Here is a 26,013-nt window from a genome sequence, read left to right as displayed (position 1 = left end):
CTCGTGCGGGGTGGTGCTGCCGTGCGGGGTGGCGGTCCCGTGCGGGGTGCCGGTCTCGTGCGGGGTGCCGGTCCCGTGTCGCGTCGCGCCGTCGCGCGGGGAGGCGGTCCCGCGCCCGGTCGTGCCGCCGCGCCCGGGCGTGCCCTCGGGCCGCGCAGTGGTCCCGTGGCCGGCGGTCGGCTCGAACCGCTGTCGCGCGTGGCGGGCGGCGGCGACGTCGTGTCGGGGGTGCCGGGCGAAGCCGGATCGGACGGTCGGGACGCCGCGGCGGACGACGTGGTGCGCGCCGCGGCGGGTGACGCCGGGCCCACCGCGGTGGGCGGGGGCGAGGACGGGGCCGTCGTGCGGCCGGGACGAGCACGTCGCTCGGAGGGCCGGGCTTCCGACGGCCTGGCGGCGGAGTCCGCCGCCCCGCGGGCCCGGCTGCTGGTCCTGCGTGCGCTGGGACTCGGCGATCTGCTGGCCGGGGTTCCCGCGCTGCGGGCCCTGCGGCGGGCCTTCCCCGGACACGAGCTCGTACTGGCCGCGCCCGCCGGGCTCGCGCCGGTGGCCGGAGCCACGGGAGCCGTGGACCGGCTGCTGCCCGCCTCCGCCCCGGGACGCGCCGTACCCCGCGCCCTCGACTGGACCGGGCCGCCCCCGGACGTCGCCGTGGACCTGCACGGCAACGGACCACCCAGTCACCGCCTGCTGCAGGACCTGCGCCCCCTGCGGCTGCTGGCGTTCGCACACCCCGGGACCCCGGAGATCGAGGGCCCGCCCTGGTACGCGCAGGAGCACGAACGGGACCGCTGGTGCCGGCTCCTGCGCGCGTACGGGATCGACGCCGACCCCGCCGACCTGCTGCTGCCCCGCCCGCACACCACGTCCCCGGCCCCCGGTGCCGTCGTCCTGCACCCCGGCGCCGCAGCCCCGGCCCGCTGCTGGCCGGTCGAGCGGTACGCGGCCCTCGCGACGGCCCTGCGCGAGCGCGGAGTACGGGTCGTGGTCACCGCGGGAGCGGACGAGGGGGACGTGGCGGCGCGCCTCGCGAAACAGGCCGGCCTGCCCGACACCGACGTCTTCGCCGGCGGCCTGCCCTTCGACCGGCTCTCCGCCCTCCTCGCCGCCGCCCGCGCCGTCGTCAGCGGCGACACCGGCATCGCCCACCTGGCGGTCGCCCACGCCACCCCGACCGTCACCCTCTTCGGCCCGGTCCCGCCCCGTCAGTGGGGCCCGCCCGCACACCCGCGCCACATCGCCCTGTGGCACGGCCCGGAGGGCGACCCCCACGGCCGCCACCCCGGCCCCGCGCTGCTGCGGATCACCCCCGACGAGGTGCTGCACGCCCTCAGCTGTCTGCCCGGCCCCACCCGGCACCCGGAAGGAGGAGACACTCCATGACGGACCACCGCCCCCTCGGCGTCGTCATCGCCACCCGTGACCGGTGCGACCGGCTCGCCGTCACCCTCCGGCACCTGACCGCCCTGCCCGAGCGGCCCGAGATCCTCGTCGCCGACAACGCCTCCACCGACGGCACGCGCGCCATGCTCGCCCGTGACTTCCCCGACGTGCGCGTCCTGGCACTGCCCGTCAACCACGGCGCCCTGGCCCGCAACCACGGCGCCCGCGCCCTCGACACCCCGTACGTGGCGTTCAGCGACGACGACTCCTGGTGGGCGCCCGGAGCCCTGGGCCGGGCGGCCGAGCTGTTCGACGCCCACCCCCGGCTCGGCCTGATCGCCGCCCGCATCCTCGTCGGCCCGGCCGCCGCTTCCGACCCGCTCAACGACGTCCTCGCCGGGTCCCCGCTGGGCCCGGCCACCGACCTCCCGGGCACCCAGGTGCTGGGTTTCCTCGCCTGTGGCGCCGTCGTCCGCCGCCACGCCTACCTCGACGCCGGCGGCTTCCACCGGCTGCTGTTCTTCGCCGGCGAGGAGACCCTCCTCGCCTACGACCTCGCCGCGCGCGGCTGGGGCGTCACCCACTGCCCCGACGTCGTCGCCCACCACCACCCGGCCCCCGCGGTTCGCCCCGGCCGCCCCGCGCTCCAGCGCCGCAACGAACTCCTGACCGCCTGGCTGCGACGCCCCGTCCCCTACGCCCTCGCCCGCACCGGAGCCCTCGCCGCCGAGGCGCGCGCCGACGAGCACGCCCGGCGCGCCCTGCGGGAGACCCTCACCCGCCTGCCGGCGGCCCTGCGCGAGCGCAGGGCGCTGCCCCCGCACGTGGAACGGGCCGCCCGGCTGCTGGAAGGGACGACCGCATGACCGACCCGCGCACGACCGTCGTCGTCATCACCCACAACCGGCGCCCCGAACTCCTGCGCACCCTCGGTCACCTCGCCGGACTCCCCGAGCGGCCACCGGTAATCGTCACCGACAACGGCTCCGGCGACGGCACCGCCGAGGCCGTCGCCCGCCATCACCCGGACGTCCGGCTGCTGTGTCCCGGCCGCAACCTCGGCGCCGTCGGCCGCAATCTCGCCGTGCGCGAGGTCCGCACGCCCTACGTCGCCTTCTGCGACGACGACTCCTGGTGGTCGCCCGGCTCCCTCGCCGGCGCCGCCGACCTGCTCGACCGGCACCCCGCGCTCGGCTCGGTCACCGCGCGGATCATCGTCGAACCCGACGGCACCGAGGACCCGATCGTCCGCGAACTGCGCGACTCGCCCGTGCCCGGCCCGCGCTGGCTGCCCGGACCGGCCCTCGGCTCGTTCCTGGCCGCCGCGACCGTGCTGCGCACCGACGCCTTCCGCACCGCGGGCGGTTTCCACCCGCGACTGTGGCTCGGCGGCGAGGAGGAACTGCTGGCCGCGGACCTGGCGGCCGACGGCTGGTGGCTGACCTACGCCGATCACCTGACGATCCACCATCAGGCGTCGGCGGCGCGGGACCCGACGCTGCGCCGGATGCACGGCATCCGCAACACCCTGTGGTTCACCTGGCTGCGCCGCCCGGCGGGCCCCGCCCTGCGCCGCACCCTGAACCTGGCCCGCACCGTCCCGCGCGACACCACTTCCCTGCGCGCCTTCGCCGAGGCGGTCGCCGCCCTGCCCTGGGTGCTGCGGGAGCGCCGCGTCCTGCCCCACGAGGTCGAATCCCGGCTCCGCCTCCTGGAACCGGCCCAGCGCACCTCCACGGCCCGCCGCTACACCGGCTGAGCCGAAGTCCGCATCGGTCACCGTCAGCGTGATCGAGGACGGCCGCGCAAGGCTTTCCGAGGCGCCGGCCGGATGCCGCGCTAACCGGCGTCGGCGCGCGGCGCCAGCACCTCCAGCAGCCGGTCCGCGCCGTCCGGTACGCGGCCCTCCCGGAAGGCGTCGCGGACCTGCCGGGCCGCCACCCGGCCCGAGGTCAGACACCAGTCCCACCACCGCTCCAGCCGGCGCGCGTCCACCTGCTCGGCGGCCAGCAGCGCGGGCCAGCCGCAGGCACGGGCCTGCGCGGTCACCTTGGCGCCGCCCGCCACCGGGTCCACCGCCAGCACCGGCGTGCCGACCCGCAGCGCGAGCACCAGCCCGTGCAGCCGGTCGGTGACGACGAGGTCCAGGCGGGCCAGCACCGACTGCACCTGGGCCGGCGTCGCACTGAGGTGCCAGTCCCGGGTGTCCAGCCGCGTCTCCAGCTCCAACCGCGCGCAGTCCTTGCCGGCCAGCCAGTCCGTCACCCGGTCCGCGACCTGGCCGTGCCGCCGCTGCTGCCCGTACTCCTGCTGACCATGGGTGAGGATCACCCCGACCACGGGCCGTGCGGGCACCGCGGGGGCGCGGGCCGCCAGGTCCTCGGTCGGCTCGCCGCCGGGCGCGTCCCGCGCCAGCACGTGGTGGAAGCCGGTCACGGCCGCACCGCCGGGGTCGATCACCGACGTGCCCACGGCGATCCGCACACAGTGCGCGAAACGCCGGTGCAACTCCTCGACCTGCGGCCCGTGCAGCGGGCCGCACACGAACACCAGGTGGGAGTAGTCGCCGGGCCGCACGTCGTCGAAGTGCAGCGCCTCCGGCCGGAAACCGGGGCTCCATACGACGTCGTAGGACGTCCCGGCCGTCCGCAGCACCTCCTCCACCCGGCGCAACGCCAGCACGTCCCCGGCGGTCGCCTCCCCGTCGCGGAAGCTGAACCACCCGGTCAGCAGGACCCTTCGCGGTCCCGCGCGCGCTCGTCCGTACACAGTGCGCGCCGAGTGCCCCCGCCGGCGGAACACAATCGGCCCGGTCGCGGTCGTACGGGATTCAGCGGCGAGCCGGCCTCGGCCGGGCACCGGCGCCGGCCAGTGCCTGCCGGGCCTCGTGCAGGGTCCGTTCGGACACCTCGCGCGCCTCGGCCACGACGTCACCGCGCTCGCGCACCAGGCTGTCGTAGACCGGCAGATGCTCGTCGGAGGGAGGAGGGGAGGTCACGGGGGCGGTCCTTCGTGGGGGAGTCGTTCCGGTCGCGGTCATGCGCGGTTCAGCCGTGCGGCGATGCCATGACCGACCGCCAGATAAAGGAGGGCGGGCAGACCATGATTGAGGAGAACGCGAAGGCCTTCCGTGTCCATGGTGAAAATATCCTGTGACCACCAGGACAGAATGTCCGCCGCATCGCGCACGAATGCGACGAAGACATTCGTCTCGTTGGCCCCGAGCAGATGGAGGGCGATCCACAGGACCAGGAAACCGGCCGCGACGTCGGCGACGGTCTGCACGGTCAACGCGGTCCGCCGTGCGGTGGACCTGCGCCGCTCGTGCCGGTACGGGTCGGGCGCGGGCCGGTCGTCGTAGGTGTGCTGCCCGGGTGTCGGGTCGATATGGCTCACGGGAATCCCCTCTGACGTTTGCGAATTCGGGCCGGCGTGCGGGCCCCGTAGACGTCAGCGTTTTCCGGCCGCCGCAGTGTTACTCGCCCGCGCGGGATGTCGCGCATATGGGCAGGTATTCGGGAAGGTGGTCACATGGGTGAGCGCGGCATTTCATATACCGACGGATGCCCCTCGGCGCGACGGGCGCGGTGCGCATCGCGGACAGAAGCCGACCGCGACGGCGGTTAGCGTGCCGGTATGACGAAGACGAAGCGGAGCGTCACGCCGGAGCCGGCCGCCGTGCTCGGCACCAGGGCGCTGAACCGGGCCACTCTCGCGCGGCAGCTGCTGCTGCGCCGCTCGCCGATGTCCGCCGAGGACGCGGTCGGGCATCTGGTCGGGCTGCAGGCGCAGAACGTCAAGCCGCCCTACTACGCGCTCGCCGCCCGCCTCGACGGCTTCACACCCGAGGCGCTGTCCCGGCCGATGGCCGACCGCGAGGTCGTCCGCATCGTCACCATGCGCTCGACCGTCCACACCCACACCGCACACGACTGCCTCACCCTGCGGCCCCTGGTGCAGCCCGCCCGCGACCGCGAGCTCACCGCGTTCCGCAAGGGGCTCACCGGCGTCGACCCGGACCGGCTCGCCGCGCTCGCCCGCGAGCTGGTCGAGACCGAGCCGCGCACCATGAAGCAGCTGCGCGAGGCCCTGCTGGAGGAGTGGCCCGACGCCGACCCGCAGGCCCTTTCCGTCGCCGCCCGCTGCAGGCTGCCCCTCGTCCAGATCACCCCGCGCGGACTGTGGGGCCGCAGCGGCCAGGTCGTGCTCACCACCGCGGAACACTGGCTGGGCAGGCCCGCCGAACCGGCGCCGGCCCCGGACGGGACCGTGCTGCGTTACCTCGCCGCCTTCGGACCGGCCTCCGTGAAGGACATGCAGACCTGGGCCGGGCTGACCCGGCTGCGCGAGGCCTTCGAACGCCTGCGGCCCCGGCTGGTCACCTTCCGGGACGACCACGGCGTCGAGCTCTTCGACCTGCCGGACGCTCCCCGCCCCGACCCGGACACCCCGGCCCCGCCGCGCTTCCTGCCCGAGTTCGACAACCTGCTCCTCTCGCACGCCGACCGCACCCGCGTCGTACCGCCCGCGTTCCGGGGCCGCAACTGGCAGGGCAACCTCGCCCACCGCACCCTCCTGATCGACGGGTTCCTGGCGGGACTGTGGCGGCTGGAGGAACACGCCCTCGTCATCGAGCCGTTCGGCCGGCTCGGCAAGGGGCGGCGGGAGGAGGTCACCGCGGAGGGGGAGCGGATGCTCCGGGTGCTGCACCCGGGGACGGCGTACGACATCCGCTTCGGGACGGTACGGGCGTGATCCCGGCCGGTCCACGTGGAGAGGGGGCGTTGCGGGCTGCTCGTGGAAGCCCGCAACGCCCCCTGGTTCGCTGCCTGAGGGGTACTCAGGAAGTCAGGACGGTCACGCGTTGACCTGCGCGGTGACCTGCGCGGAGAAGGTGGTCAGCCGGGTGTAGACGCCCGGGTAGCCGGCCGCGGCGCAGCCGTCGCCCCAGGAGGTGATCCCGGCGAGGCGGCCGCCGATCAGCAGCGGCCCGCCGCTGTCGCCCTGGCAGGTGTCCACGCCACCGGAGGTGTATCCGGCGCACACCATGTCGCTCTGCACGAACCGGGAGCCGTAGGAGGTGCGGCAGCCGGTGTCGGAGACGGTCGGCACGGTGGCGGTGCGCAGCTGGTTGGAGGAGCTGCCGCCCGAGGAGGTGGTGCCCCAGCCGAGGATGCGGGCGGTGGTGCCGGCCGCGTACACCGAGGTGTCCGTCGACGACACGTATCCCGCCGGGGTGTACGGCATCGACGCCGACAGCGTCAGCACCGCCACGTCGTCGCCCCGGGTGGCGCTCGTGTAGTCCGGGTGGATCCATATGCGGCTGACTCTGGCGACGGTGCCGTTGGTGCCGTTGAGGTAGGTGCGCCCGCCGACGACGCGCACGCTGCTGGTCGTCTCGCCCACCATGCAGTGCGCGGCCGTGACCACCTTGGTGGGGGAGACCAGGGTGCCGCCGCAGAACTGGTTCTGCGAGGCGTCGGTGATCTGCATCATGAACGGGTACGACGAGGTCGTGGTCGTCGTACCGCCGACGATGGGCTGCGGAGCGGCGACGGCGGAGGGGGCGGTGAGCAGCGCGGCAGCGGCGGCGGCAGCGGTGGCCGCGCCGACGGCGGCGGCCTTCTTGGCACGGGTGAGCCCGAACATGGGTCTCCTCACAGGATTGCCGGTGGGGGGTCGCACGGGGTGGGGGGTCGAGCACGGGGGCCTGGTGAGCGGCCCCCGTGTGCCCGGCGAGCGGCACGCGATTACGCTACGACCTGGAGCGCGATCGTCCCAATGAGGGAACCCCCTAGGGGAGTTGGGCAGGGAAAACCCTCGGTTGCCCCGGACCGGCCCTGTTCGGGGGTCAGGTGGTGCGGCGGCCCGCTGCCAGGCGGACGATGTCGACGCGGGAGCGGATCCCCAGCTTGCGGTAGACCCGGGTGAGGGTCGCCTCGACGGTCTTGACGCTGATGAACAGGCGGCCGGCGATCTCGCGGTTGGTGGCGCCCTCCATGACCAGCGCGGCGACCTGGCGCTCCATCGAGGCCAGCCCGTCCAGGGCGGCGGGGGTGGCGGCGGGCACCGTCCGTGCCTCCGCGGGCCCGGCGGCCACGGCCTCGTCGACCTGGCGCAGCCAGGGCAGCGCACGGCACCGCCGGAACAGCCGGGCGGCCTCGTCGTACGCGGCCGGTCCCGGCGCCCGGGCGCGCAGCCGGGCCAGCGCGAAGGCGGCCCGCGCCTCCTCCAGGCCGTGGCCCAGTCTGCCGAGCCGGTCCTGCGCCGACATCAACTGTGCCTGCGCCGCCTGGTGTTCCCCGCGCGCGGCGCGCACCAGCGCCTCGGCCCGGTCCAGCGTGGCCAGCACGCTCGCGCGGTCCAGGCGCACCGCGTGCGCCCGTGTGACGTTGATGAGTTCCTGCGCCTCGCCGGGTTCACCGATCCGCACCAGCGCCTCGGCGAGGTCGCCGTGCCAGCGGCCCCGCGCCGGGTCGCTGATGCCCATGGCGTGCTCCAGCTCCCGCACCCGGCGCAGCGAGCGGACCGCGGCGGCCGCGTCCCCGGCGACCAACTGGGCGTAGCCGAGGGCGGCCAGGGCGAGGGACAGGTACAGCTGGTCGCCGTCCACCTCCGCGTGGTCCGCGGCCTCCCGGGCCAGGGCCAGCGCCCGGTCCACATCCCCGCCCGAGGCCTCCGCGAAGGAGGCGAGCATGGCCGAGGCGCTCTCGCCGATCCCCGAGTCCCGGGCCAGCCGCAGGCTCTCGCGGGTCAGGTCCAGGGCCCGGCCGCAGTGCCCGGAGCGCAGTTCGGTGTCGGCGAGCATGCGCAGGAAGTGCACCTCGCTCTCGACCATGCCGCGCCGCCGGGCCTCCCGCAGCAGTGCGGTGACGGCCGTGCGGGCCTCGGGCAGCCGGTCGCTCATGAGCAGCCAGCGGAACCTGGCCATGGCGGCGCCGTTGTGATGGCTGGCCACGTCGGGGTCCTGGGGTTCCTGCAGGGCACGTCTGATGGTGGCGGGGGCGTCCGGGTGGCCCATCAGGGTCTCGGTGGAGGCCTGGAAGGCGAGAGCCATCAGCTCGGTACGCCGGTCCGCGCCCCGCGCCGCCAGCTCCGCCGCGTGCGCGGCCTCCTGGCGTGCCTTGCCGAAGTCGCCGTCCACCACCACTTCGCGCCAGGCCAGCTGATAGTGGACCAGGGCGAGCAGCCGGGGGTCGTCGCCGGCGTCGGCCAGCACCTGCGGGAAGACGGCGTCGACCTCGCCGAGCGCCTGCCCGGCCGCTTCGATGACCACCATCCACGCCCGCACCCGCTCCGCCGGCACCGTCGCCCGGGTCAGCACCTCGCGGGCGATGTCCCGCGCCAGGTCGGCCTCGCCCGCGGTGATCGCGTCCTCGGCGGCCTGGAGCCGCCGCTCGTCCGGGCCGGGCGCGCTGTCGGAGGGGGTGTGCCGGGCGGCGAGCAGTCCGAGCGAGGCGGCGACCGACGGCGCCCCCCGGTCCCGGGCCAGCGCGGCGGCCTCGGCGAGCCGGGCGGCCACCTCCGGGTCGGTGCCGGTGGTCGCCAGGGCCAGATGCCGGGCCCGCTCGATGGGGTCGGAGGCGGCCGTGGACAGCGCGGTGTGCACCGCCCGCCGCTCGCGCGCCGGGGCCTCCGCGTACAGCGCCGCCGAGATCAGCGGATGCGCGAAGCGCAGCGCGGGCTCCTCCGGGTCCGTCGCCAGCAGCCCCAGGGCGGCGGCCTGAGCCGTCTCCGCCTCGGCGTCGTCCCGGCCGGCCGCGTGCAGCAGCGCCAGGGTGGGACGGGCGCCGGCGCTGGCCACCAGCAGGGTGCGGCGCGCCTCGTCCGACAGCATCTCCAGACGGCTGAGCACCAGGGCCCGCAGCGAGGTCGGCACCGGCAGCGGCTCGCCCGGGCGGGGGCGGGTGGGGCTCTCGGCGAGGGCGCGGCCCAGTTCGAGCGCGAAGAGCGGGTTGCCCCCGCTGGTGCGGTGGATGTCACGGGCCGTGGAGCGGGACAGATCGGTGTAGCCGCGGTGGTCGAGCAGCGCGGAGACCTGGGTGCGGGAGAACGGGCCCAGCCGCACGGCGAGGGTGTCCGGCGGGCAGGCGCGCAGATGACGGTCGTACTCCTGGCCCTCCGTGCGCACCGCGCACACCATCTGCACCGGGGTGTCGCCGAGCCGCCGGGCGGCGAAGCCGAGGAGCTCGGCGCTGGCCGAGTCCAGCCACTGCAGATCGTCGGCGACCACGAGGACCGGCCCCTCGGCGGCCAGCGCGCGCAGCATGGACAGCACCGCGAGACGCAGCGCCAGCCCGTCCCGCTGGAGGGTGGACTCACCGCGCCCGGTGAGCGCCGACTCCAGGGCGGTGCGCTGGGCGGCGGGCAGCCGCGCGGCCACCTTGTCGAGGACCAGACCGAACAGATCGGCCAGCGCCAGGAACGGCAGATGGGATTCGGACTCCGTGGCCGAACAGCGCAGCACCGTCCGCGCCGCACCGGCGTTTTCCGCCGCAAGTGCCCGCAGCACGGTCGATTTTCCTATTCCGGCAGGACCGTGGAGCAGCACACTGCCCCCGCCGGTGAGCTGCTCCCGGGCGTCGGAGAACAGCTCCTCCCGGCCGATGACCAGGTCGGGGCGGCACCTGGCAGGCTCCTTGAAGTCCCGTCGCACGGTCACCGCTCCCCTCCGTGAGGCGTGTCCTGGCCAATATTAGGCAACAGGTTCCTTAATTCCGGGCGGACGGTGTAGTGAGGCAAATAACAGCGGGCGAGGCAAGGGTAATTTCAAAGCCGTACCGGAAGTAATGGCCTTCATCGGAAAACACCGCAAACCTACGGCAACCACCCCGCCCGGCGGGCCGCGACCACGGCCTGCCCCCGGGTCCGCACCCCCAGCTTCCGCATCGCCGACCGCAGATACGCCTTGACGGTTTCCGCCGTCACCCCCAGCCGCTCGGCGGCCAGCCCGTTGGTCGCCCCCGCCGCCACGCAGGCGAGCACGTCCACCTCCCGGGGCGCGAGCCGCACCGCGGACGGCGGGGCGGTATCGGTGGTGAGCAGGGCACACGCGTCGAGCAGCTCGGCCCGCAGCGTGGGGTCCGCGATGCGCGGAGCCAGCGCCCGCAGCGCCGCGTGCGCCTCCCGCACCTGCTCCCAGGCGGCCCCCGACGCCCCCGCCGCCGGGCCGGACCGCTCCGGCCGCGGACGGGCCGCCGCCAGCAGTTCCGCCGCCTCCTCCCGCACCACCAGCGCCTGCTCCACGTCCCGCGCCGCCTGCACCGCCTCGCCGAGCGTACGGTCACCGAGGGGCTGGGCGGTGCGCAGAGCGCCGTAGAGCACGGCCCGCACCCGGCGCCGTACGACCACGGGCACGGCGACGACGGAGCGCAGGCCCTCGGCGGCGACCGGGGCGTCGTACTCGTGGCTGATCTGCCGGGAGACGGAGTAGTCCGTCACCGCGCACGGCCGGGCGAGCGCCACCGCCCTGCCGCCCAGTCCGTTGCCCGAGGTCACCGCGAGTGCGCTCAGCGCGGGTGTCGCGGTGCCGCTCAGCTCGCTGATGCGTACCTGCCGCCGCCCGGGCTCCACCAGTCCGCCGAACGCGACCGGCAGCCCGGTCGAGCGCCGCAGCCGGGCCAGCGCCCCGCGGATCTCCACCGCGTCGACGGCCCTCATCGGGTCAGCTGTCACCTGTTCGCCCCTTCAATGCGACCTCCGCGCGGGCGCACACCCCCGTTCGGGGGTAGTGAGACGCGCATCACGGATTACACGATGAGGATGAGCCGCCCGGCAATGGTCCGGCACCGAGGAGGACAGATGACGACGGCGACCGAAGAGTTCCGCAGGGCCCGGGACTTCCTGCTGGAACACCGCGAGGACTACGCCACCGCCTACCGGGACTTCACCTGGCCCCGGCTGGGGCGGTTCAACTGGGCGCTCGACTGGTTCGACGTGATCGCGGACGGCAACGACCGCACCGCGCTGCACCTGGTCGAGGAGGACGGCGACGAGACCCGGCTGTCCTTCGCCGAGCTGGCCCGCCGCTCCGACCGGGTCGCCAACTGGCTGCGCGCGCGGGGCGTGGCCGCCGAGGACCGCGTGCTGGTCATGCTCGGCAACCAGGCCGAACTGTGGGAGACCGCCCTGGCCGCGATGAAGCTGCGCGCCGTGGTCATCCCGGCCACCCCGCTGCTCGGCCCCGCCGATCTGCGGGACCGCGTCGACCGAGGCCGCGTCCGTCATGTGATCGCGCGCGCCGCCGACACCGCGAAGTTCGACGAGGTGCCCGGCGACTACACCCGTGTCGCGGTGGGGGCCGGGGCCGCCGACGGCTGGCTGCCCTACGCGGACGCCTACGGTGCCGCCGAGCACTTCGCGCCCGACGGGCCCACCCTCGCCGACGACCCCCTGATGCTGTACTTCACCTCGGGCACCACCGCCCGGCCCAAGCTGGTCGAGCACACCCACACCTCGTACCCGATCGGGCATCTGGCGACCATGTACTGGATCGGCCTGCGACCCGGCGACGTGCACCTCAACATCTCCTCGCCCGGCTGGGCCAAGCACGCCTGGTCCAATCTCTTCGCCCCGTGGAACGCCGAGGCGACCGTCTTCCTGCACAACTACACGCGCTTCGACGCGCCCCGGCTGATGACGGAGATGGACAGGGCCGGCGTCACCACCTTCTGCGCCCCGCCGACCGTGTGGCGCATGCTCATCCAGGCCGACCTCACCCAGTTGCGCACCCCGCCCCGCGAGGTCGTGGCCGCCGGTGAGCCGCTCAACCCCGAGGTCATCGAGCAGGTCCGGCAGGCCTGGGGTGTGACCGTCCGGGACGGCTTCGGCCAGACCGAGACCGCCGTGCAGGTCTCCAACAGCCCCGGGCAGGTCCTCAAGACCGGCTCCATGGGACGTCCCAGCCCCGGCTACCGCGTGGCGCTGCTCGACCCGGTCTCCGGCGCGCCGGGCGCCGCCGAGGGCGAGATCGCGCTCGACCTCTCCGCCCGCCCGGTGGGCCTGATGACCGGCTACCACGGCGACCCGGACCGTACGGCCGAGGCGATGGCCGGCGGCTACTACCGCACCGGCGACATCGGCTCCCGCGACGAAGACGGATACATCACGTACGTCGGCCGCGCGGACGATGTCTTCAAGGCCTCCGACTACAAGATCAGTCCGTTCGAGCTGGAGAGCGCCCTGCTGGAGCACGAGGCGGTCGCCGAGGCGGCCGTGGTGCCCGCGCCGGACGAGCTGCGGCTGGCCGTGCCCAAGGCGTACATCGTGCTCGCGGAGGGCTGGGAGCCTGGCCCGGACACCGCGAAGGTGCTCTTCGAGCACTCCCGTGAGGCGCTCGCCCCCTACAAGCGGATCCGCCGCCTCGAGTTCGGCGAGCTGCCCAAGACCGTCTCCGGCAAGATCCGCCGCATCGAACTGCGCGAGGCCACGGCGGCCGGCTCCACGAACGAGTACCGCGAGGAGGACTTCCGGTGACCGCACTCCAGTCCTACAGCCACGGCACCAGCACGACCCCCCTGCTCGGTGACACCATCGGCGCCAACCTCGGCCGGGCGATCGCTTCGTGGCCCGACCGCGAGGCCCTGGTCGACGTACCGTCCGGACGGCGCTGGACCTACGCCGAGTTCGGCGCCGCCGTCGACGAGGTGGCGCGCGGACTGCTGGCGAAGGGCATCACGACCGGCGACCGGGTCGGGATCTGGGCGGTCAACTGCCCGGAGTGGGTGCTCGTGCAGTACGCCACCGCCCGCATCGGCGTCATCATGGTGAACATCAATCCGGCGTACCGCGCGCACGAGCTGGAGTACGTGCTCGAGCAGTCCGGTGTCCGCCTGCTGGTCGCCTCGCTCGCCCACAAGGGCAGCGACTACCGGGCGCTGGTGGACCAGGTGCGCGGATCGTGCCCCGGCCTGCGGGAGACCGTCTACATCGGCGACCCGTCCTGGGACGCGCTGATCGAGGGCGCGGCCGACGTGCCGCCGGAGCGACTCGACGGGATCGCCGCGGGGTTGAGCTGCGACGACCCGGTCAACATCCAGTACACCTCGGGCACCACCGGCTTCCCCAAGGGGGCCACGCTCTCCCACCACAACATCCTCAACAACGGCTACTGGGTGGGCCGTACCGTCGGCTACACGGAGCAGGACCGGGTCTGCCTGCCGGTGCCCTTCTATCACTGCTTCGGCATGGTCATGGGAAACCTGGGCGCCACCTCCCACGGCGCCTGCATCGTCATCCCCGCCCCCTCCTTCGAGCCGGGGGCCACCCTGGACGCCGTCCAGCAGGAGCGGTGCACCTCGCTCTACGGCGTGCCCACCATGTTCATCGCCGAGCTCGACCTGCCCGGCTTCGCGACGTACGACCTCACCTCGCTGCGCACCGGCATCATGGCGGGCTCGCCGTGCCCGGTGGAGGTGATGAAGCGGGTGGTCGCCGAGATGCACATGGAGCAGGTCTCCATCTGCTACGGCATGACCGAGACCTCCCCGGTCTCCCTGCAGACCCGTATGGACGACGACCTGGAGCACCGCACCGGCACCGTCGGCCGGGTGCTGCCGCACATCGAGGTCAAGGTCGTCGACCCGGCCACCGGGGTGACACAGCCGCGCGGCACGGCGGGCGAGCTGTGCACCCGGGGCTACAGCGTGATGCTCGGCTACTGGAACGAGCCCGAGAGGACCGCAGAGGCCGTCGACGCGGGCCGCTGGATGCACACCGGGGACCTCGCGGTGATGCGCGACGACGGATACGTGGAGATCGTCGGCCGCATCAAGGACATGATCATCAGGGGCGGGGAGAACATCTACCCGCGCGAGATCGAGGAGTTCCTTTACACCCATCCGAAGATCGCGGACGTCCAGGTCGTCGGGGTGGCGCACGAACGGTACGGCGAGGAGGTGCTCGCCTGTGTCATCCCGCGCGATCCGGCCGACCCGCTCACCCTGGACGAACTGCGCGCCTTCTGCGCGGACCGGCTGGCCCACTACAAGATCCCGAGCCGGCTGCGACTCCTCGACGCCTTCCCGATGACGGTGTCCGGCAAGGTGCGCAAGGTGGAACTGCGGGAGCGGTACGCGGCGGGTTAGCGCGCCGTCAGGCGACCTCCCGCCGGAAGACCTGCCGTGAGCCGCCCTCCGGACCAGGAGCGGCGGCCTCGGCGGGGGAGAAGCCGAGACGCTCGTAGAAGACGCGGGCGCCGCTGACGACGGCACCGGGGTGGTCGGCCCCGAAGGTGACCACCTCGATGTCGCCCGGACCGCGCACCCACCGGCGCGTCGCCTCCGCCATCAGCGCACGCCCGACGCCCGTGCCCCGTGCCCGGTGCGAGACGACGAGCCAGTGCACGTGGTACGTCGGCGCCTCGCCCCCGAACAGCAGCCCCCCGAGGAGACCGGGCCCCGGGGACGGCGCGACCAGTGCCAGGGAGCCGGCGATGTGCTTGCGCACCGCGTCGTGGAAGCCGGCCTCCTCCACCATCGGGCCGAACCACTGCTCGACCTGGGCGGCCAGACCGAGGAAGCCGGGGAAGTCCTGCTCACGTGCCAGTCCGATCGTCATCCGGTCAGTCCGGCACTCGTCCCGCCGGTGCGTGGAACGTCGGCGCGCATGCACACGCGCGGCCACCGGTCGAGCCCGTGCCCGGCCTCCTCGGCACGGATCCGGCGCAGTCGGGGGGTGAGTTCGGGCTCGGTCAGCGTGCGGAAGCCGAGGCGCGCGTAGTACGGGGCGTTCCACGGGACGTCGGCGAACGTGGTCAGCGTCAGCGCGGTCAGGCCCTGCTCGCGGGCCCGGGCGGCTGCGTGGGCGAGCAGGTCCCGGCCCACGCCCCGGCGGGCGGCTCCCGGATGGACGGAGACCTGCTCCACGTGGAGCGCGCCGTCCACCGGGGCGGCGATCAGATACGCGAGGGGCCGGTCGTCCCGCTCATCGGCCGCGACCCAGCAGTGGCCCGCCCGCCGGTAGCGCTCCAGGGTGTCGAGGGCGGGCGGTTCGTCGTCGGCGATGTCCGCCATGCCGAGGTCGCGGAACGGGGTGCCCGCGGCCCGTTCGATGTCCTGGAGGGCGGGCAGTTCGCCGGGGGTGGCGGGACGGATGCGCATCCGCCGAGTATCGGGCGCCGGCGGCGGGCGCGTCGCCGGGTTTTCAGGCCCCGCCGGTGTCCAGCGCCTCTGCGGGGCCGTTGACCGGCTGCGCACTGCCGTTGAGGTCGAGGAGGAACAGCGGGACGCCCAGGGCGTCGGCGCGGTCCCGGGCCTCCTCGGCGTAACCGGCGAGGGAGAAGTACAGGCACCCCGCGGACTCCGTCATCGCCGTCAGCCACAGGCACTCCACGTCCCGCGAGGTCGCCGGACGCGCCGACGGGTCGACGTGGGCCAGCACGCCGAGGGCGGCCAGAGCGATGCCGGACGGGGGACGCCGGTCCGCGCGGCGGATGTCCTCGTGGCCGAGGCGGCGCAGATACAGGACGGCGGCCGTGACCGCGTCCCGCGCGGTGCGGATCGGTACGGAGCGGACGGCGGGGCGCTCGGTGCGGACGGCCGGGACGGACGCCTGCGGGCCGGTCACCGGGATCCGCAGCACCGTCCCGCACGGGCAGCCCAGTTCCGGCCGCGGCCACTCGCCGTGGAGCCCGCAGCTCCCGCACCGCAGGGCGATCCATTCCTCCTGCCAGGAACGCCGGTCGACGGGGCCGGGCACGCCGTCCAGGTCCAGTCGGGGGGTGACGGGCACGCCGCACGCGCAGGGGTACGACGGTGCCGTGTAGTGGTGCGCGCGACGACAGTCCGGACAGCGCACCGGCACGCTCTCGGGCATGGCCCACTCCCGGAGGACGGGTTCTCAAGGGTGCCCCCATCGTCCTCCACGGGCCCGTCGCGTGTCCGGCACTTGCCCCTCTCTTGACGGGCTCCGACGATCCGACCTACATTCATTCCAGATCGTAGAACTTGTTTTCCATCATACGGAAAAGCTCACCGCGGGGCGCGACGGGCGTGTGAATCCGACAGCCGAAGCAGGAGTACTCGATGGCTCGAATGACCGCTGCCCGCGCGGCAGTTGAGATCCTCAAGCGGGAGGGCGTCACCGACGCGTTCGGTGTCCCCGGCGCGGCGATCAACCCCTTCTACGCGGCCCTCAAGGCGTCCGGCGGCATCACCCACACCCTCGCCCGCCATGTCGAGGGCGCCTCGCACATGGCCGAGGGCTACACCCGCACCCGCCCCGGCAACATCGGCGTCTGCGTCGGTACCTCCGGACCGGCCGGCACCGACATGATCACCGGCCTGTACTCCGCGACCGGCGACTCCATCCCGATCCTGTGCGTCACCGGCCAGGCACCGACCGCCGTGATGCGCAAGGAGGACTTCCAGGCCGTCGACATCGCCTCCATCGCGGGGCCGGTCACGAAGATGGCGGTGACCGTCCTGGAGGCGGCCCAGGTCCCCGGCGTCTTCCAGAAGGCCTTCCACCTCATGCGCTCCGGCCGTCCCGGCCCGGTCCTGGTCGACCTGCCGGTCGACGTCCAGATGACGGAGATCGAGTTCGACCCGGACACCTACGAGCCGCTCCCGGTCTACCGGCCCGCCGCGTCCCGCGCCCAGATCGAGAAGGCGCTCGGCATGCTGAACGCCGCCGAGCGCCCGCTGATCGTCGCGGGCGGCGGCGTCATCAACGCCGATGCGGCCGAACTGCTCGTTCGATTCGCCGAGTTGACCGGTACGCCGGTGGTGCCGACGCTGATGAGCTGGGGCGTCATCCCGGACGACCACGAGCTCAACGCCGGCATGGTGGGCCTGCAGACCTCGCACCGCTACGGCAACGCGACCTTCCTGGAGTCCGACTTCGTCCTCGGCATCGGCAACCGCTGGGCCAACCGTCACACCGGCCGGCTCGATGTCTACACGGCCGGCCGGACGTTCGTCCACGTCGACATCGAACCGACCCAGATCGGCAGGATCTTCGCCCCCGACTACGGCATCGCCTCGGACGCGCGCGCCGCGCTGGAGCTGTTCGTCGAGGCCGCGAAGGAGCTGAAGGCCGGGGGCGGGCTGCCCGACCGCTCCGCGTGGGCGGCCGCCGCGCAGGAGAAGCGGGCCACGCTCCAGCGCCGTACGCACTTCGACGACGTCCCGATCAAGCCGCAGCGGGTCTACGAGGAGATGAACAAGGCCTTCGGCCCCGAGACCCGTTACGTCTCCACCATCGGCCTGTCGCAGATCGCCGGCGCGCAGCTGCTGCACGTCTACCGGCCGCGCCACTGGATCAACTGCGGCCAGGCGGGCCCGCTCGGCTGGACCGTCCCCGCGGCGCTCGGTGTGGCGAAGGCCGACCCCGGGGCGCAGGTCGTCGCCCTGTCCGGCGACTACGACTTCCAGTTCATGATCGAGGAGCTGGCGGTCGGCGCGCAGCACAGGATCCCGTACGTCCATGTCCTGGTCAACAACGCCTACTTGGGCCTGATCCGGCAGGCGCAGCGCGCGTTCGACATCGACTTCGAGGTCAAGCTGGAGTTCGAGAACATCAACGCTCCCGAACTCGGCGTGTACGGCGTCGACCATGTGAAGGTCGCCGAGGGCCTGGGCTGCAAGGCGATCCGGGTGACCGACCCGAACGAACTGGGCGCGGCCCTGGAGCGGGCCAAGAAGCTCGCCGCCGAGTTCCGGGTGCCGGCGGTCGTGGAGGTGATCCTGGAGCGCGTCACCAACATCTCCATGTCGACGACCAACGACATCGGCGACGTCGTCGAGTGCGAGGAGCTCGCCACGGAGCCGGGACACGCCCCGACGTCGATCAGGGCGCTGAAGGTCTGACGCACCCGTGTACCCGTATACGGGCGAGGGGAGGGGCGGGCCCACCCCTCCCCGCGTCGTGCTCAGTCCGAACCGCCGCCGCCTCCTCCACCGCTTCCGCAGGAGAAGTAGCCTCCGCCGCTGCCGTAGGTGCCGCCGCCGGGCGAATGGCGGAGCATGCCCTTGTCCCTGATCGTCACCCGGTCGGTCAGCCCCGCCCGGAGGGCGAAGCGCGGTACGACGACGCGCAGGGCGGGCTCGCCGTGCAGGGCGACGGCGAGCAGCTTGTCGCGGTCCGGCAGGTCGCGCCGGCCGGCGGGCAGCGGAAACGCCTTGCGCAGGACCTTCAGCCGGCGACGGGCGGCCGTGGTCGGCCCGAGCAGCAGCGGATACCGCAGCATCCCCGCCTCCGCGAGCCCGACCCGCACCTCGGCAACCGCCCAGCGGACGTCCGGGTGCCGGACCAACTCCCGCATCTCGGACGGCTCGACGAGGCAGGAGTGCACCGCGCTCTCCAGGTACCGCGCCCTGCGCTCGCTGTCGACGGGCCCCGCCCACCCCGGCGCCTCCACCACCGGCGCGTCCAGCGGGACCCCCGGCGGCGGGAGCGCGGGCAGGTCCCGCGCCGCGTCCCCGTCGACCGCCCGGATCGTGCCCGGCGCGCCCGCCTCGACCGCGCCCCGCAGATGCAGCGCGACGACGGCGACCGTGACCGCGGCACGTGGACCACCGCCCAGCAGGGCGATCTCATGGGGCGTCCCCCGGACGCCTGTGCTGCCGTTCATGGCATGCCACCCCCAGAGCCGGGGCCCGCCGCCCCCGTGCCGGCGGGCCCCGTGTGCGAGGAGTGTGCCCGCCACCGGGGGTGGTCGAAGCCTCCCGGGCCGCCTTCAGAGCTTCATTTGAGGGTGTCGTAGCCGGGATACGGCCGATGCCGTAGAGACGCTCACGTCTCGTGGTGTTCCGACAGCCCCGGCCAGTCGTCGGGGCCGCCGCCCTGCCACTCGATGAGGTCGGTCCCCTCCACGTCGGTGACGTACAGGTCGGCCAGCCGCAGGATCTCGCCCACGTCGTCGACATGCGTGGCGATGCCCAGCGTCTCGTCGCCGGAGGTGACCCGCCGGGAGCCGTCCAGTGCGGGGGAGTGCACCACGATCTGCGGATGCTCCGTTGGATGTGCCATGCCCCCAGGCTGCTGCGCGCGGGGCGGATCCGCACCCCGGATGCCGAGAAGATCTCGGGGTGGGGCGGGGTGTTCAGACCCGGGTGCCGGACAGACGCTCGACCGCGCGCAGCAGGGCGGAGTGGTCCAGGCCGCCGTCGCCCTGGGCGCGCAGGCTCGCGACCAGCTGGGCGACCACGGCACCGACGGGCAGCGCCGCGCCGACGGTGCGGGCGGCGTCCGTGACGATGCCCATGTCCTTGTGGTGCAGGTCGATACGGAAGCCCGGCTGGAAGTCCCGGTTCAGGAAGTTGTCCTTCTTGCGGGTCAGCACGGTCGAGCCGGCCAGGCCGCCGTTCAGGACGTCCAGGGCGGCCGTCAGGTCCACGCCGGACTTCTCCAGGAAGACCACGGCCTCGGCGCACGCCTGGATGTTCACGGCGACGATCAGCTGGTTGGCGGCCTTCACGGTCTGACCGGAGCCGTGCGGACCGCACAGCACGATCGTCTTCCCCAGCGCCTCGAAGACCGGCTTGGCCTCGTCGAAGTCGGCCCGCTCGCCGCCGACCATGATGGACAGCACCGCCTCGACCGCGCCGGCCTCGCCGCCCGACACCGGGGCGTCGAGCACCCGGATGCCCTTCTCCCGCGCGGCGGCGGCCAGGTCGACGGAGGTCTGCGGGGTGATCGAGGACATGTCGATCAGCAGGGCGCCGGGCCGCGCGTTCTCCAGGATGCCGTCGGGGCCGTATGCGATGGCCTCGACCTGCGGGGACGCGGGAACCATGGTGATGATCAGGTCCGCGTCCCGCACCGCCTCGGCGAGGGAGGAGGCGGCGGTGCCGCCGGCGGCGGTCAGCCGGTCGAGCTTCTCCTGCTCCAGGGTGTGGCCGGTGACGTCGTAACCCGCCTTGATCAGGTTCTCGGACATGGGGGAGCCCATGATGCCGAGGCCGATCCAGGAGACCTTGGGGAGGTTGTCGCTCATGGTGGGGATGCCTCTCATGCGGGGACGGTGTTCAGCGGGCGGCGCGAGCCTCGCGGGGCAGCCAGTCGAAGACCTCCGCGCTCGGGCGGTCGCCCGGCTTGTACTCCAGGCCGACCCAGCCCTCGTATCCGGCCTCGCGCAGCCGGTCCAGCAGGCCCTCCAGCGGGAGCGAGCCGGTGCCGGGGGCGCCGCGGCCGGGGGTGTCGGCGATCTGCACGTGGCCGGTCACGGCGGCGTACCGCTCGATGACCCGCGGCAGGTCCTCGCCGTTCATCGCCAGGTGGTACAGGTCCATGAGGAACCGGGCGTTGTCCAGCCCGGTGGCCGCGTTGACCTTGTCGACGACGCCCACGGCGGCCGGCGCCGACACCAGCGGGTACCGGGGCGACTCGGGCTGGTTCAGCGCCTCGACCAGCAGCACGGCGCCGATCCGGTCGGCGGCCCGGGCCGCGAGGGCGAGGTTCTCCAGCGCGAGCGCGTCCTGCTCGGCCGGGTCCGCGCCGTCGACCCGGTTGCCGTACAGCGCGTTGAGGGCCGTGCAGCCGAGGGACTCGGCGAAACCGGCGGCGACGTCGATGTTGGCGCGGAACCGCTCCGACTCCTCACCGGGGACGGACAGCGCGCCGCGGTCGGGGCCGGGCAGTTGTCCGGCGTAGAGGTTCAGGCCGGTGAGCCGTACGCCCGCGTCGCGGACCGCCCCCCGCAGGGCGTCGAGTTCGGACTGCTCGGGGGTGGGGGAGTCGGCCCAGGGCCACCACAGCTCGACCGCGGTGAAGCCGGCCGCGGCGGCGGCCGCGGGGCGCTCAAGGAGCGGGAGTTCCGTGAAGAGGATCGACAGATTGACGTTGAAGCGCTGGTCGGCGAATCCCATCGGGCTACGCCCCTCCCAGTTATTCCGTACAGTGGAATTCTTTTTCTGCTTACTGGAAGATTGCCCCTGGAGGGAAGGGGCTGTCAAGGGCGACCACGAAAAAGCGCCCCCGCGCGGGGGCGCGGCGGTGGGGGTCTCGGAGGCGTGAGCGGTGCCGCGGGCGACACCGGTGCCGGAGGCCCGAAGGGTGCCGGAGGCGCATCCGTGTCCCGTCATGACGCGATCCCCTTCCCCGCGGATGTCCTCCGCCTGCTCCACGCGGCACCGGGCCGGGTCCGTCGCCCGTGACCGGGGATTTCTCACGGGGCGCTGCCGGCGCGCTGGTCCGTTAGGGTCTCCCCAAGCCGCCGGGTGGTCCGGGCCCGGGGCGCGGACCTGGCGGAACGCGCGGGTCGGAGCGGATGCCATGGGGGCACAGTGCGACTGAAAGTGGAGTTCACGACCGAGCCCTTCGACCTCGACGAGGCGCCCGCGCACGCGGTGGTGGCCCGTGAGGTCCTCGAAGCGGCCGAGCTGGACACGGTGGACGTCGGTCCGTTCGGCAACACCGCCGAGGGCGGTGCCGACGCGGTGCTCACCGCCGTGGACGCGCTGCTGCGCAGGACGCTGACGGCCGGCGCCACCCGTATCTCGCTCCAGGTCAACGTGGTCGAGGAGGGCGACCGGTGACCGGTGGCGGTGACGAGGCCTTCATCGCGGCGGTGAAGCCGCTGGTCGACGCCATGGGCGGCGAGATGGTCCCGCCGGACGAGGCCGGCACCGACGACGTCGTGCTCTCCTGGGAGGGCGCGGGCGTCGTCGCCGTACGCCTGCCGCAGCTCGCGGACTCCCTCGATCACATCCTCGCGGCCCTGGAGCGCGGGAAGGGCATGCCGCTGGCGAACCTGGACCGCAGGGCGAAGCAGGAGATCGTCCGCAGTCTGGAGGCGCGCGGCGCCTTCGCCGTGCGGCACGGTGTGGAGACCGTGGCGAGCGCGCTGGGAGTCAGCCGCTTCACCGTCTACAACTACCTCAACCGGGAGAAGGGCTCCTGATCCCCGAGGCCTGACCCTCGGCACCTGACCCTCGGCACCTGACCCCCGGGTACCTGATGCCCGGGTACCTGATCCCGGCCGGGCACCCGGTCCTCCCCGGGTCGCGGACGCTTCTCTTCGGCGCGCCGAATGTTCAACAAACTGTTGACGCACTGCCCGTGACGGCGTTCACTGTCGGCACGCCCGTTCGCAGCACGAAGGCCGCTCGCGGCCACGGAGGCTCCCGTGACGTCGACTCCCACGCCCCCGGGCCTGGCCCGGTTCAACGCCCTGGAGGAGCACGCGGCGTTCGCCGCACTCCGGGAGGCATGCGCCTCCACGACATGGGCGCGGCGACTGCTCGCCGCCCGCCCCTACGCCACCGCCGAGGACCTCTACGCCGCCGGTGACGCCGCCATGGCCGACCTGACCACGGCCGATCTCGGCGAGGCGATGGCCGGGCACCCGCCGATCGGCCGACCCCGGCCGGGAGACCCGGCCTCCGCCCGGGAACAGAGCGGCATGGCCGGCGCCCCGGACGCGCTCAAGGCCGAGATGCTCGAACTGAACCTGGCCTACCAGGAGAAGTTCGGCCACGTGTTCCTCATCTGCGCCACCGGCCGGACCGGCGAGCAGATGCGTGACGCCGTCAGGGAACGCATCGGCAACGCGCCGGAGCAGGAGCGCGAGATCGTCCGCACCGAACTGGGGAAGATCAACCGCATCCGGCTGGCCCGACTCGTCGCAGAGGACTGACACAGCATGAGCACCGACACCACCGCCTCCGTGTCCACGCACATCCTGGACACCAGCTCCGGCCGCCCCGCCGAAGGCGTCGCCGTCCAGCTCTCCGCCCGCTGCGGGCGCGAGGCGGACTGGCAGGCGCTCGGCGGCTCCGCGACCGACGCGGACGGGAGGTGCAAGGACCTGCCGGCGCTGCCGGAGGCAACCACCCACGTACGGCTCGACTTCGCGGTGGAGCCGTACTTCGACCATGCCGCGAAGAAGCGAGCCGATGCGCAGCAGGACGCCCCCGCGAATCGGGACAGCGGTGCCGCGGCAGTGTTCTTCCCGGAGGTGGCGATCACGTTCGCCGTCGTGCCGGGCGAGCACTACCACGTACCGCTGCTGCTCAACCCGTTCGGCTACTCCGTTTACCGAGGGAGCTAGCAGACCATGCCCACGATCCTGGGACAGAACCAGTACGGCAAGGCCGAGAACCGAGTCGTGAAGATCACGAGGGACGGCGCCACCCACCACATCAAGGACCTCAACGTCTCCGTCGCCCTGTCCGGCGACATGGACGAGGTCCACTACTCCGGCTCCAACGCCAACGTGCTGCCGACCGACACCACCAAGAACACGGTGTACGCGTTCGCCAAGGAGCACGGCATCGAGTCCGCCGAGCAGTTCGGCATCCACCTCGCCCGCCACTTCGTCACCTCGCAGGAGCCCATCCACCGGGCGCGCATCCGGATCGAGGAGTACGCCTGGGAGCGCATCGAGACCTCCGGCGAGGCCAGGCACTCCTTCGTCCGCAAGGGGCAGGAGACCCGCCTGACGCAGATCACCTACGACGGTGAGCGGTGGGAGGTCGTCTCCGGCCTGAAGGACCTGACGGTGATGAACTCGACCGACTCCGAGTTCCGGGGCTACGTCAAGGACACGTACACCACGCTCAAGGAGGCCTACGACCGCATCCTCGCCACCTCGGTCTCCGGCCGCTGGCGGTACAACTGGACCGACGACGCGCAGGAGATGCCCGACTGGGAGACGTCCTACGAGCAGACCAGGAAGCACATGCTCCAGGCCTTCGCCGAGACGTACTCCCTCTCGCTCCAGCAGACGCTGTACCAGATGGGCACGCGGATCATCGACCACCGCGACGAGATCGACGAGGTCCGCTTCTCCCTCCCGAACAGCCACCACTTCCTGGTGGACCTGGAACCGTTCGGGCTGGAGAACGACCATGAGGTCTACTTCGCCGCCGACCGGCCCTACGGCCTGATCGAGGCCACCGTCCTGCGGGACGGCTGCGAGCCGCGGATCCCGGTGGACCTCACCAACCTCTGACCGCACCTCCTTCGGCACCCGTGGCCGGGGAACACGTCCCGCCCGGCCACGGCACTCAGAACCTCCAGGGTCCTGCCGTGCCCCCTCCCGTGAGCGAAAAGGACGAACCATGGCAGCAGACCGGCGCATCGTCATCGAGAACTGCGCGATCGCGACCGTCGACGCGAAGGACACCGAGTACGCCTCCGGTCACCTCGTCCTCGCGGGCAACCGCATCGAATCGCTCGGCGCGGGCACGGCCCCCGAGGGCCTCGAGAACGTCGTACGCCGTATCGACGCCACCGGGCACCTGGTGACTCCGGGCCTGGTCAACACCCACCACCACTTCTACCAGTGGCTCACCCGGGGCCTGGCCACCGACCACAACCTGTTCGACTGGCTCGTCGCCCTCTATCCGACCTGGGCGCGCATCGACGAGCCGATGGTGCACGCGGCGGCCCAGGGCTCGCTCGCGATGATGGCCCGCGGCGGCGTCACCACCGCCATGGACCACCACTACGTCTTCCCGCACGGCTCCGGTGACCTGTCCGGCGCCGTCATCCGTGCCGCCCGCGACATGGGCGTCCGCTTCACCCTCGCCCGCGGCTCCATGGACCGCGGCGAGAAGGACGGCGGACTGCCCCCGGACTTCGCCGTCGAGTCCCTCGACGAGGCGCTGGCCGCCACCGAGGAGACGGTACGGCAGCACCACGACGCCTCCTTTGACGCCATGACCCAGGTGGCCGTCGCCCCCTGCTCCCCCTTCTCCGTCTCCACCGAGCTGCTCCGGGAAGGGGCCGGGCTGGCCCGGCGGCTGGGGGTTCGGCTGCACACCCACGGCTCGGAGACCGTGGAGGAGGAGAAGTTCTGCCACGAGCTGTTCGGCATGGGCCCGACCGACTACTTCGAGTCCACCGGCTGGCTCGGCGAGGACGTGTGGATGGCGCACTGCGTCCACATGAACGACTCCGACATCGCCGCCTTCGCCCGTACGAGGACGGGAGTCGCCCACTGCCCGTCGTCCAACGCGCGGCTGGCGGCGGGCATCGCCCGGGTCCCGGACATGCTGGCGGCGGGCGTCCCGGTCGGCCTCGGCGTCGACGGCACCGCCTCCAACGAGTCCGGTGAGCTGCACACGGAGCTGCGCAACGCGCTGCTGGTCAACCGCCTCGGCGCCCACCGCGAGGCCGCCCTGAACGCCCGGCAGGCACTGCGGCTCGGCACCCACGGCGGAGCCCGGGTACTGGGCCGGGCGGGCGAGATCGGCTCCCTGGAGCCCGGCAAGCTCGCCGACCTGGTGCTGTGGCGGATGGACACCCTCGCCCACGCCTCCATCGCCGACCCGGTGACCGCGCTGGTCCTCGGCGCCGCCGCACCGGTCACGGCGTCCTTCGTGAACGGCCGGCAGATCGTGGAGGACGGCCGGCTGCTCACGGCCGACGAGGACGCGATCGCCCGCTCGACCCGCGCCGAGGCGCAGCGGCTGGCCCGGATCGCCGCGCAGGGCTGAGCAGCGTGAAGTCTCCGGCGGGGAGGGACGGCTCCCGGCCGGTGACCGTGGACCCCGCGAGGTTCCACGGCGGCCGTCTCCGGGGCGCGCGTGGACGCGCGCCCCGGAACGGTCCATCCGTCCGCACCGGCCCCTCTCCCACTCTCTTCCCCGGCTGCGCTCGAGCCGGGGACCCCCATGAGCGGGAGGTACCCACACGCCCACCCGCACCACCTCCTTGACACCCACGGCGGCCGTGTCGCGCCGC

26 protein-coding genes are annotated in these 26,013 nt (G+C 73.4%); 13 read left to right on the top strand and 13 right to left on the bottom strand.

Annotated features, from left to right (window positions below):
* Positions 1 to 390: 390 nt before the first annotated feature.
* Genes IE178_RS15795 through IE178_RS15785 form a run of 3 tightly spaced genes read left to right on the top strand, consistent with a single transcriptional unit; the run spans position 391 to position 3,142 of the window.
* Positions 391 to 1,383, top strand: coding sequence for a glycosyltransferase family 9 protein (locus IE178_RS15795; protein ID WP_318280093.1), 993 nt, complete (start codon positions 391 to 393; stop codon positions 1,381 to 1,383).
* On the top strand, positions 1,380 to 2,249 hold the full coding sequence (locus IE178_RS15790) for a glycosyltransferase family 2 protein (protein ID WP_193512732.1): 870 nt from the start codon (positions 1,380 to 1,382) through the stop codon (positions 2,247 to 2,249). Before IE178_RS15795 ends, IE178_RS15790 begins: the two co-directional genes overlap by 4 nt.
* The gene (locus IE178_RS15785) at positions 2,246 to 3,142 is read left to right on the top strand and encodes a glycosyltransferase family 2 protein (protein ID WP_193512731.1); all 897 of its coding nucleotides are present in this window, start codon (positions 2,246 to 2,248) and stop codon (positions 3,140 to 3,142) included. Before IE178_RS15790 ends, IE178_RS15785 begins: the two co-directional genes overlap by 4 nt.
* An 80-nt stretch (positions 3,143 to 3,222) precedes the next feature.
* Here IE178_RS15785 and IE178_RS15780 read toward each other — a convergent pair whose 3' ends face one another.
* From IE178_RS15780 to IE178_RS15770, 3 genes are all read right to left on the bottom strand, one after another.
* Positions 3,223 to 4,152 (bottom strand): polysaccharide pyruvyl transferase family protein, encoded by a 930-nt coding sequence (locus IE178_RS15780; protein ID WP_193512730.1) that lies wholly within the window; start codon positions 4,150 to 4,152, stop codon positions 3,223 to 3,225.
* Between the two features lie 61 nt (positions 4,153 to 4,213).
* Complete coding sequence (locus IE178_RS15775; protein ID WP_184761392.1) at positions 4,214 to 4,381, bottom strand: hypothetical protein; 168 nt, start codon at positions 4,379 to 4,381, stop codon at positions 4,214 to 4,216.
* 38 nt (positions 4,382 to 4,419) lie between these two features.
* Complete coding sequence (locus IE178_RS15770) at positions 4,420 to 4,779, bottom strand: hypothetical protein (protein WP_184761391.1); 360 nt, start codon at positions 4,777 to 4,779, stop codon at positions 4,420 to 4,422.
* Between the two features lie 240 nt (positions 4,780 to 5,019).
* On the opposite strand from IE178_RS15770, the gene IE178_RS15765 reads away from it, so the two are divergent.
* On the top strand, positions 5,020 to 6,138 hold the full coding sequence (locus IE178_RS15765) for a winged helix DNA-binding domain-containing protein (protein WP_193512729.1): 1,119 nt from the start codon (positions 5,020 to 5,022) through the stop codon (positions 6,136 to 6,138).
* A gap of 102 nt (positions 6,139 to 6,240) precedes the next feature.
* Here the strand turns inward: IE178_RS15765 and IE178_RS15760 are convergent, their stop codons facing one another.
* The 3 genes from IE178_RS15760 to IE178_RS15750 all read right to left on the bottom strand — a co-directional run bounded on the left by IE178_RS15760 (position 6,241) and on the right by IE178_RS15750 (position 11,043).
* Positions 6,241 to 7,032: a S1 family peptidase gene (locus IE178_RS15760; protein WP_184761389.1), complete on the bottom strand. Its 792-nt coding sequence runs from the start codon at positions 7,030 to 7,032 to the stop codon at positions 6,241 to 6,243.
* A 202-nt stretch (positions 7,033 to 7,234) separates the two neighbouring features.
* Positions 7,235 to 10,045: an ATP-binding protein gene (locus IE178_RS15755; protein WP_193512728.1), complete on the bottom strand. Its 2,811-nt coding sequence runs from the start codon at positions 10,043 to 10,045 to the stop codon at positions 7,235 to 7,237.
* 155 nt (positions 10,046 to 10,200) lie between these two features.
* Entirely contained in the window at positions 10,201 to 11,043 is an 843-nt protein-coding gene (locus tag IE178_RS15750) for a helix-turn-helix transcriptional regulator (RefSeq protein WP_193512854.1), read from the bottom strand.
* Between the two features lie 141 nt (positions 11,044 to 11,184).
* On the opposite strand from IE178_RS15750, the gene IE178_RS15745 reads away from it, so the two are divergent.
* Together IE178_RS15745 and IE178_RS15740 are read left to right on the top strand one after the other, a co-directional pair.
* Positions 11,185 to 12,858, top strand: coding sequence for an AMP-binding protein (locus tag IE178_RS15745; RefSeq protein ID WP_193512727.1), 1,674 nt, complete (start codon positions 11,185 to 11,187; stop codon positions 12,856 to 12,858).
* Positions 12,855 to 14,468, top strand: a complete 1,614-nt coding sequence (locus tag IE178_RS15740; protein WP_184761386.1) for an AMP-binding protein — start codon at positions 12,855 to 12,857, stop codon at positions 14,466 to 14,468. The genes IE178_RS15745 and IE178_RS15740 overlap by 4 nt, the downstream gene beginning before the upstream one ends.
* A gap of 7 nt (positions 14,469 to 14,475) precedes the next feature.
* On the opposite strand, the gene IE178_RS15735 is transcribed toward IE178_RS15740, so the two are convergent.
* Genes IE178_RS15735 through IE178_RS15725 form a run of 3 tightly spaced genes read right to left on the bottom strand, consistent with a single transcriptional unit; the run spans position 14,476 to position 16,197 of the window.
* Positions 14,476 to 14,940 carry a GNAT family N-acetyltransferase gene (locus tag IE178_RS15735; protein WP_193512726.1) on the bottom strand — a complete coding sequence of 155 codons (465 nt, stop codon included), beginning with the start codon at positions 14,938 to 14,940 and terminating at the stop codon, positions 14,476 to 14,478.
* Positions 14,937 to 15,482 carry a GNAT family N-acetyltransferase gene (locus IE178_RS15730; protein WP_193512725.1) on the bottom strand — a complete coding sequence of 182 codons (546 nt, stop codon included), beginning with the start codon at positions 15,480 to 15,482 and terminating at the stop codon, positions 14,937 to 14,939. Before IE178_RS15730 ends, IE178_RS15735 begins: the two co-directional genes overlap by 4 nt.
* A 43-nt stretch (positions 15,483 to 15,525) precedes the next feature.
* Entirely contained in the window at positions 15,526 to 16,197 is a 672-nt protein-coding gene (locus tag IE178_RS15725) for a hypothetical protein (protein ID WP_193512724.1), read from the bottom strand.
* A 209-nt stretch (positions 16,198 to 16,406) separates the two neighbouring features.
* On the opposite strand from IE178_RS15725, the gene gcl reads away from it, so the two are divergent.
* Positions 16,407 to 18,191: a glyoxylate carboligase gene (gene gcl / locus IE178_RS15720; protein WP_193512723.1), complete on the top strand. Its 1,785-nt coding sequence runs from the start codon at positions 16,407 to 16,409 to the stop codon at positions 18,189 to 18,191.
* A 62-nt stretch (positions 18,192 to 18,253) separates the two neighbouring features.
* Here the strand turns inward: gcl and IE178_RS15715 are convergent, their stop codons facing one another.
* The 4 genes from IE178_RS15715 to IE178_RS15700 all read right to left on the bottom strand — a co-directional run bounded on the left by IE178_RS15715 (position 18,254) and on the right by IE178_RS15700 (position 21,191).
* Positions 18,254 to 18,955 (bottom strand): TIGR04222 domain-containing membrane protein, encoded by a 702-nt coding sequence (locus IE178_RS15715; RefSeq protein WP_193512722.1) that lies wholly within the window; start codon positions 18,953 to 18,955, stop codon positions 18,254 to 18,256.
* 161 nt (positions 18,956 to 19,116) lie between these two features.
* Positions 19,117 to 19,353: a hypothetical protein gene (locus IE178_RS15710; protein WP_184761380.1), complete on the bottom strand. Its 237-nt coding sequence runs from the start codon at positions 19,351 to 19,353 to the stop codon at positions 19,117 to 19,119.
* Positions 19,354 to 19,426: 73 nt separating this feature from the next.
* Positions 19,427 to 20,320, bottom strand: a complete 894-nt coding sequence (locus IE178_RS15705) for a 2-hydroxy-3-oxopropionate reductase (RefSeq protein WP_193512853.1) — start codon at positions 20,318 to 20,320, stop codon at positions 19,427 to 19,429.
* 31 nt (positions 20,321 to 20,351) lie between these two features.
* Positions 20,352 to 21,191 (bottom strand): TIM barrel protein, encoded by an 840-nt coding sequence (locus IE178_RS15700; RefSeq protein WP_193512721.1) that lies wholly within the window; start codon positions 21,189 to 21,191, stop codon positions 20,352 to 20,354.
* A gap of 417 nt (positions 21,192 to 21,608) precedes the next feature.
* Here IE178_RS15700 and IE178_RS15695 point away from each other — a divergent pair, with 417 nt between their 5' ends.
* From IE178_RS15695 to IE178_RS15670, 6 genes are all read left to right on the top strand, one after another.
* Positions 21,609 to 21,860 carry a YkoF family thiamine-binding protein gene (locus tag IE178_RS15695; RefSeq protein WP_184761378.1) on the top strand — a complete coding sequence of 84 codons (252 nt, stop codon included), beginning with the start codon at positions 21,609 to 21,611 and terminating at the stop codon, positions 21,858 to 21,860.
* Positions 21,857 to 22,225, top strand: coding sequence for a helix-turn-helix domain-containing protein (locus IE178_RS15690; protein WP_184761377.1), 369 nt, complete (start codon positions 21,857 to 21,859; stop codon positions 22,223 to 22,225). The genes IE178_RS15695 and IE178_RS15690 overlap by 4 nt, the downstream gene beginning before the upstream one ends.
* A gap of 225 nt (positions 22,226 to 22,450) precedes the next feature.
* Positions 22,451 to 22,960, top strand: coding sequence for a 2-oxo-4-hydroxy-4-carboxy-5-ureidoimidazoline decarboxylase (uraD, locus tag IE178_RS15685; RefSeq protein ID WP_193512720.1), 510 nt, complete (start codon positions 22,451 to 22,453; stop codon positions 22,958 to 22,960).
* A 6-nt stretch (positions 22,961 to 22,966) separates the two neighbouring features.
* Positions 22,967 to 23,374, top strand: a complete 408-nt coding sequence (uraH, locus tag IE178_RS15680) for a hydroxyisourate hydrolase (protein WP_184761375.1) — start codon at positions 22,967 to 22,969, stop codon at positions 23,372 to 23,374.
* A 6-nt stretch (positions 23,375 to 23,380) separates the two neighbouring features.
* Positions 23,381 to 24,277 (top strand): factor-independent urate hydroxylase, encoded by an 897-nt coding sequence (pucL, locus tag IE178_RS15675; protein WP_193512719.1) that lies wholly within the window; start codon positions 23,381 to 23,383, stop codon positions 24,275 to 24,277.
* A 109-nt stretch (positions 24,278 to 24,386) separates the two neighbouring features.
* Positions 24,387 to 25,766: an 8-oxoguanine deaminase gene (locus tag IE178_RS15670; RefSeq protein ID WP_193512718.1), complete on the top strand. Its 1,380-nt coding sequence runs from the start codon at positions 24,387 to 24,389 to the stop codon at positions 25,764 to 25,766.
* Positions 25,767 to 26,013: the final 247 nt, after the last annotated feature.

Origin of the sequence: Streptomyces griseoloalbus (assembly GCA_014650015.1) — a bacterium.
Lineage (GTDB): Bacteria > Actinomycetota > Actinomycetes > Streptomycetales > Streptomycetaceae > Streptomyces > Streptomyces griseoloalbus.
This window is presented reverse-complemented; position numbering and strand designations above follow the sequence as displayed.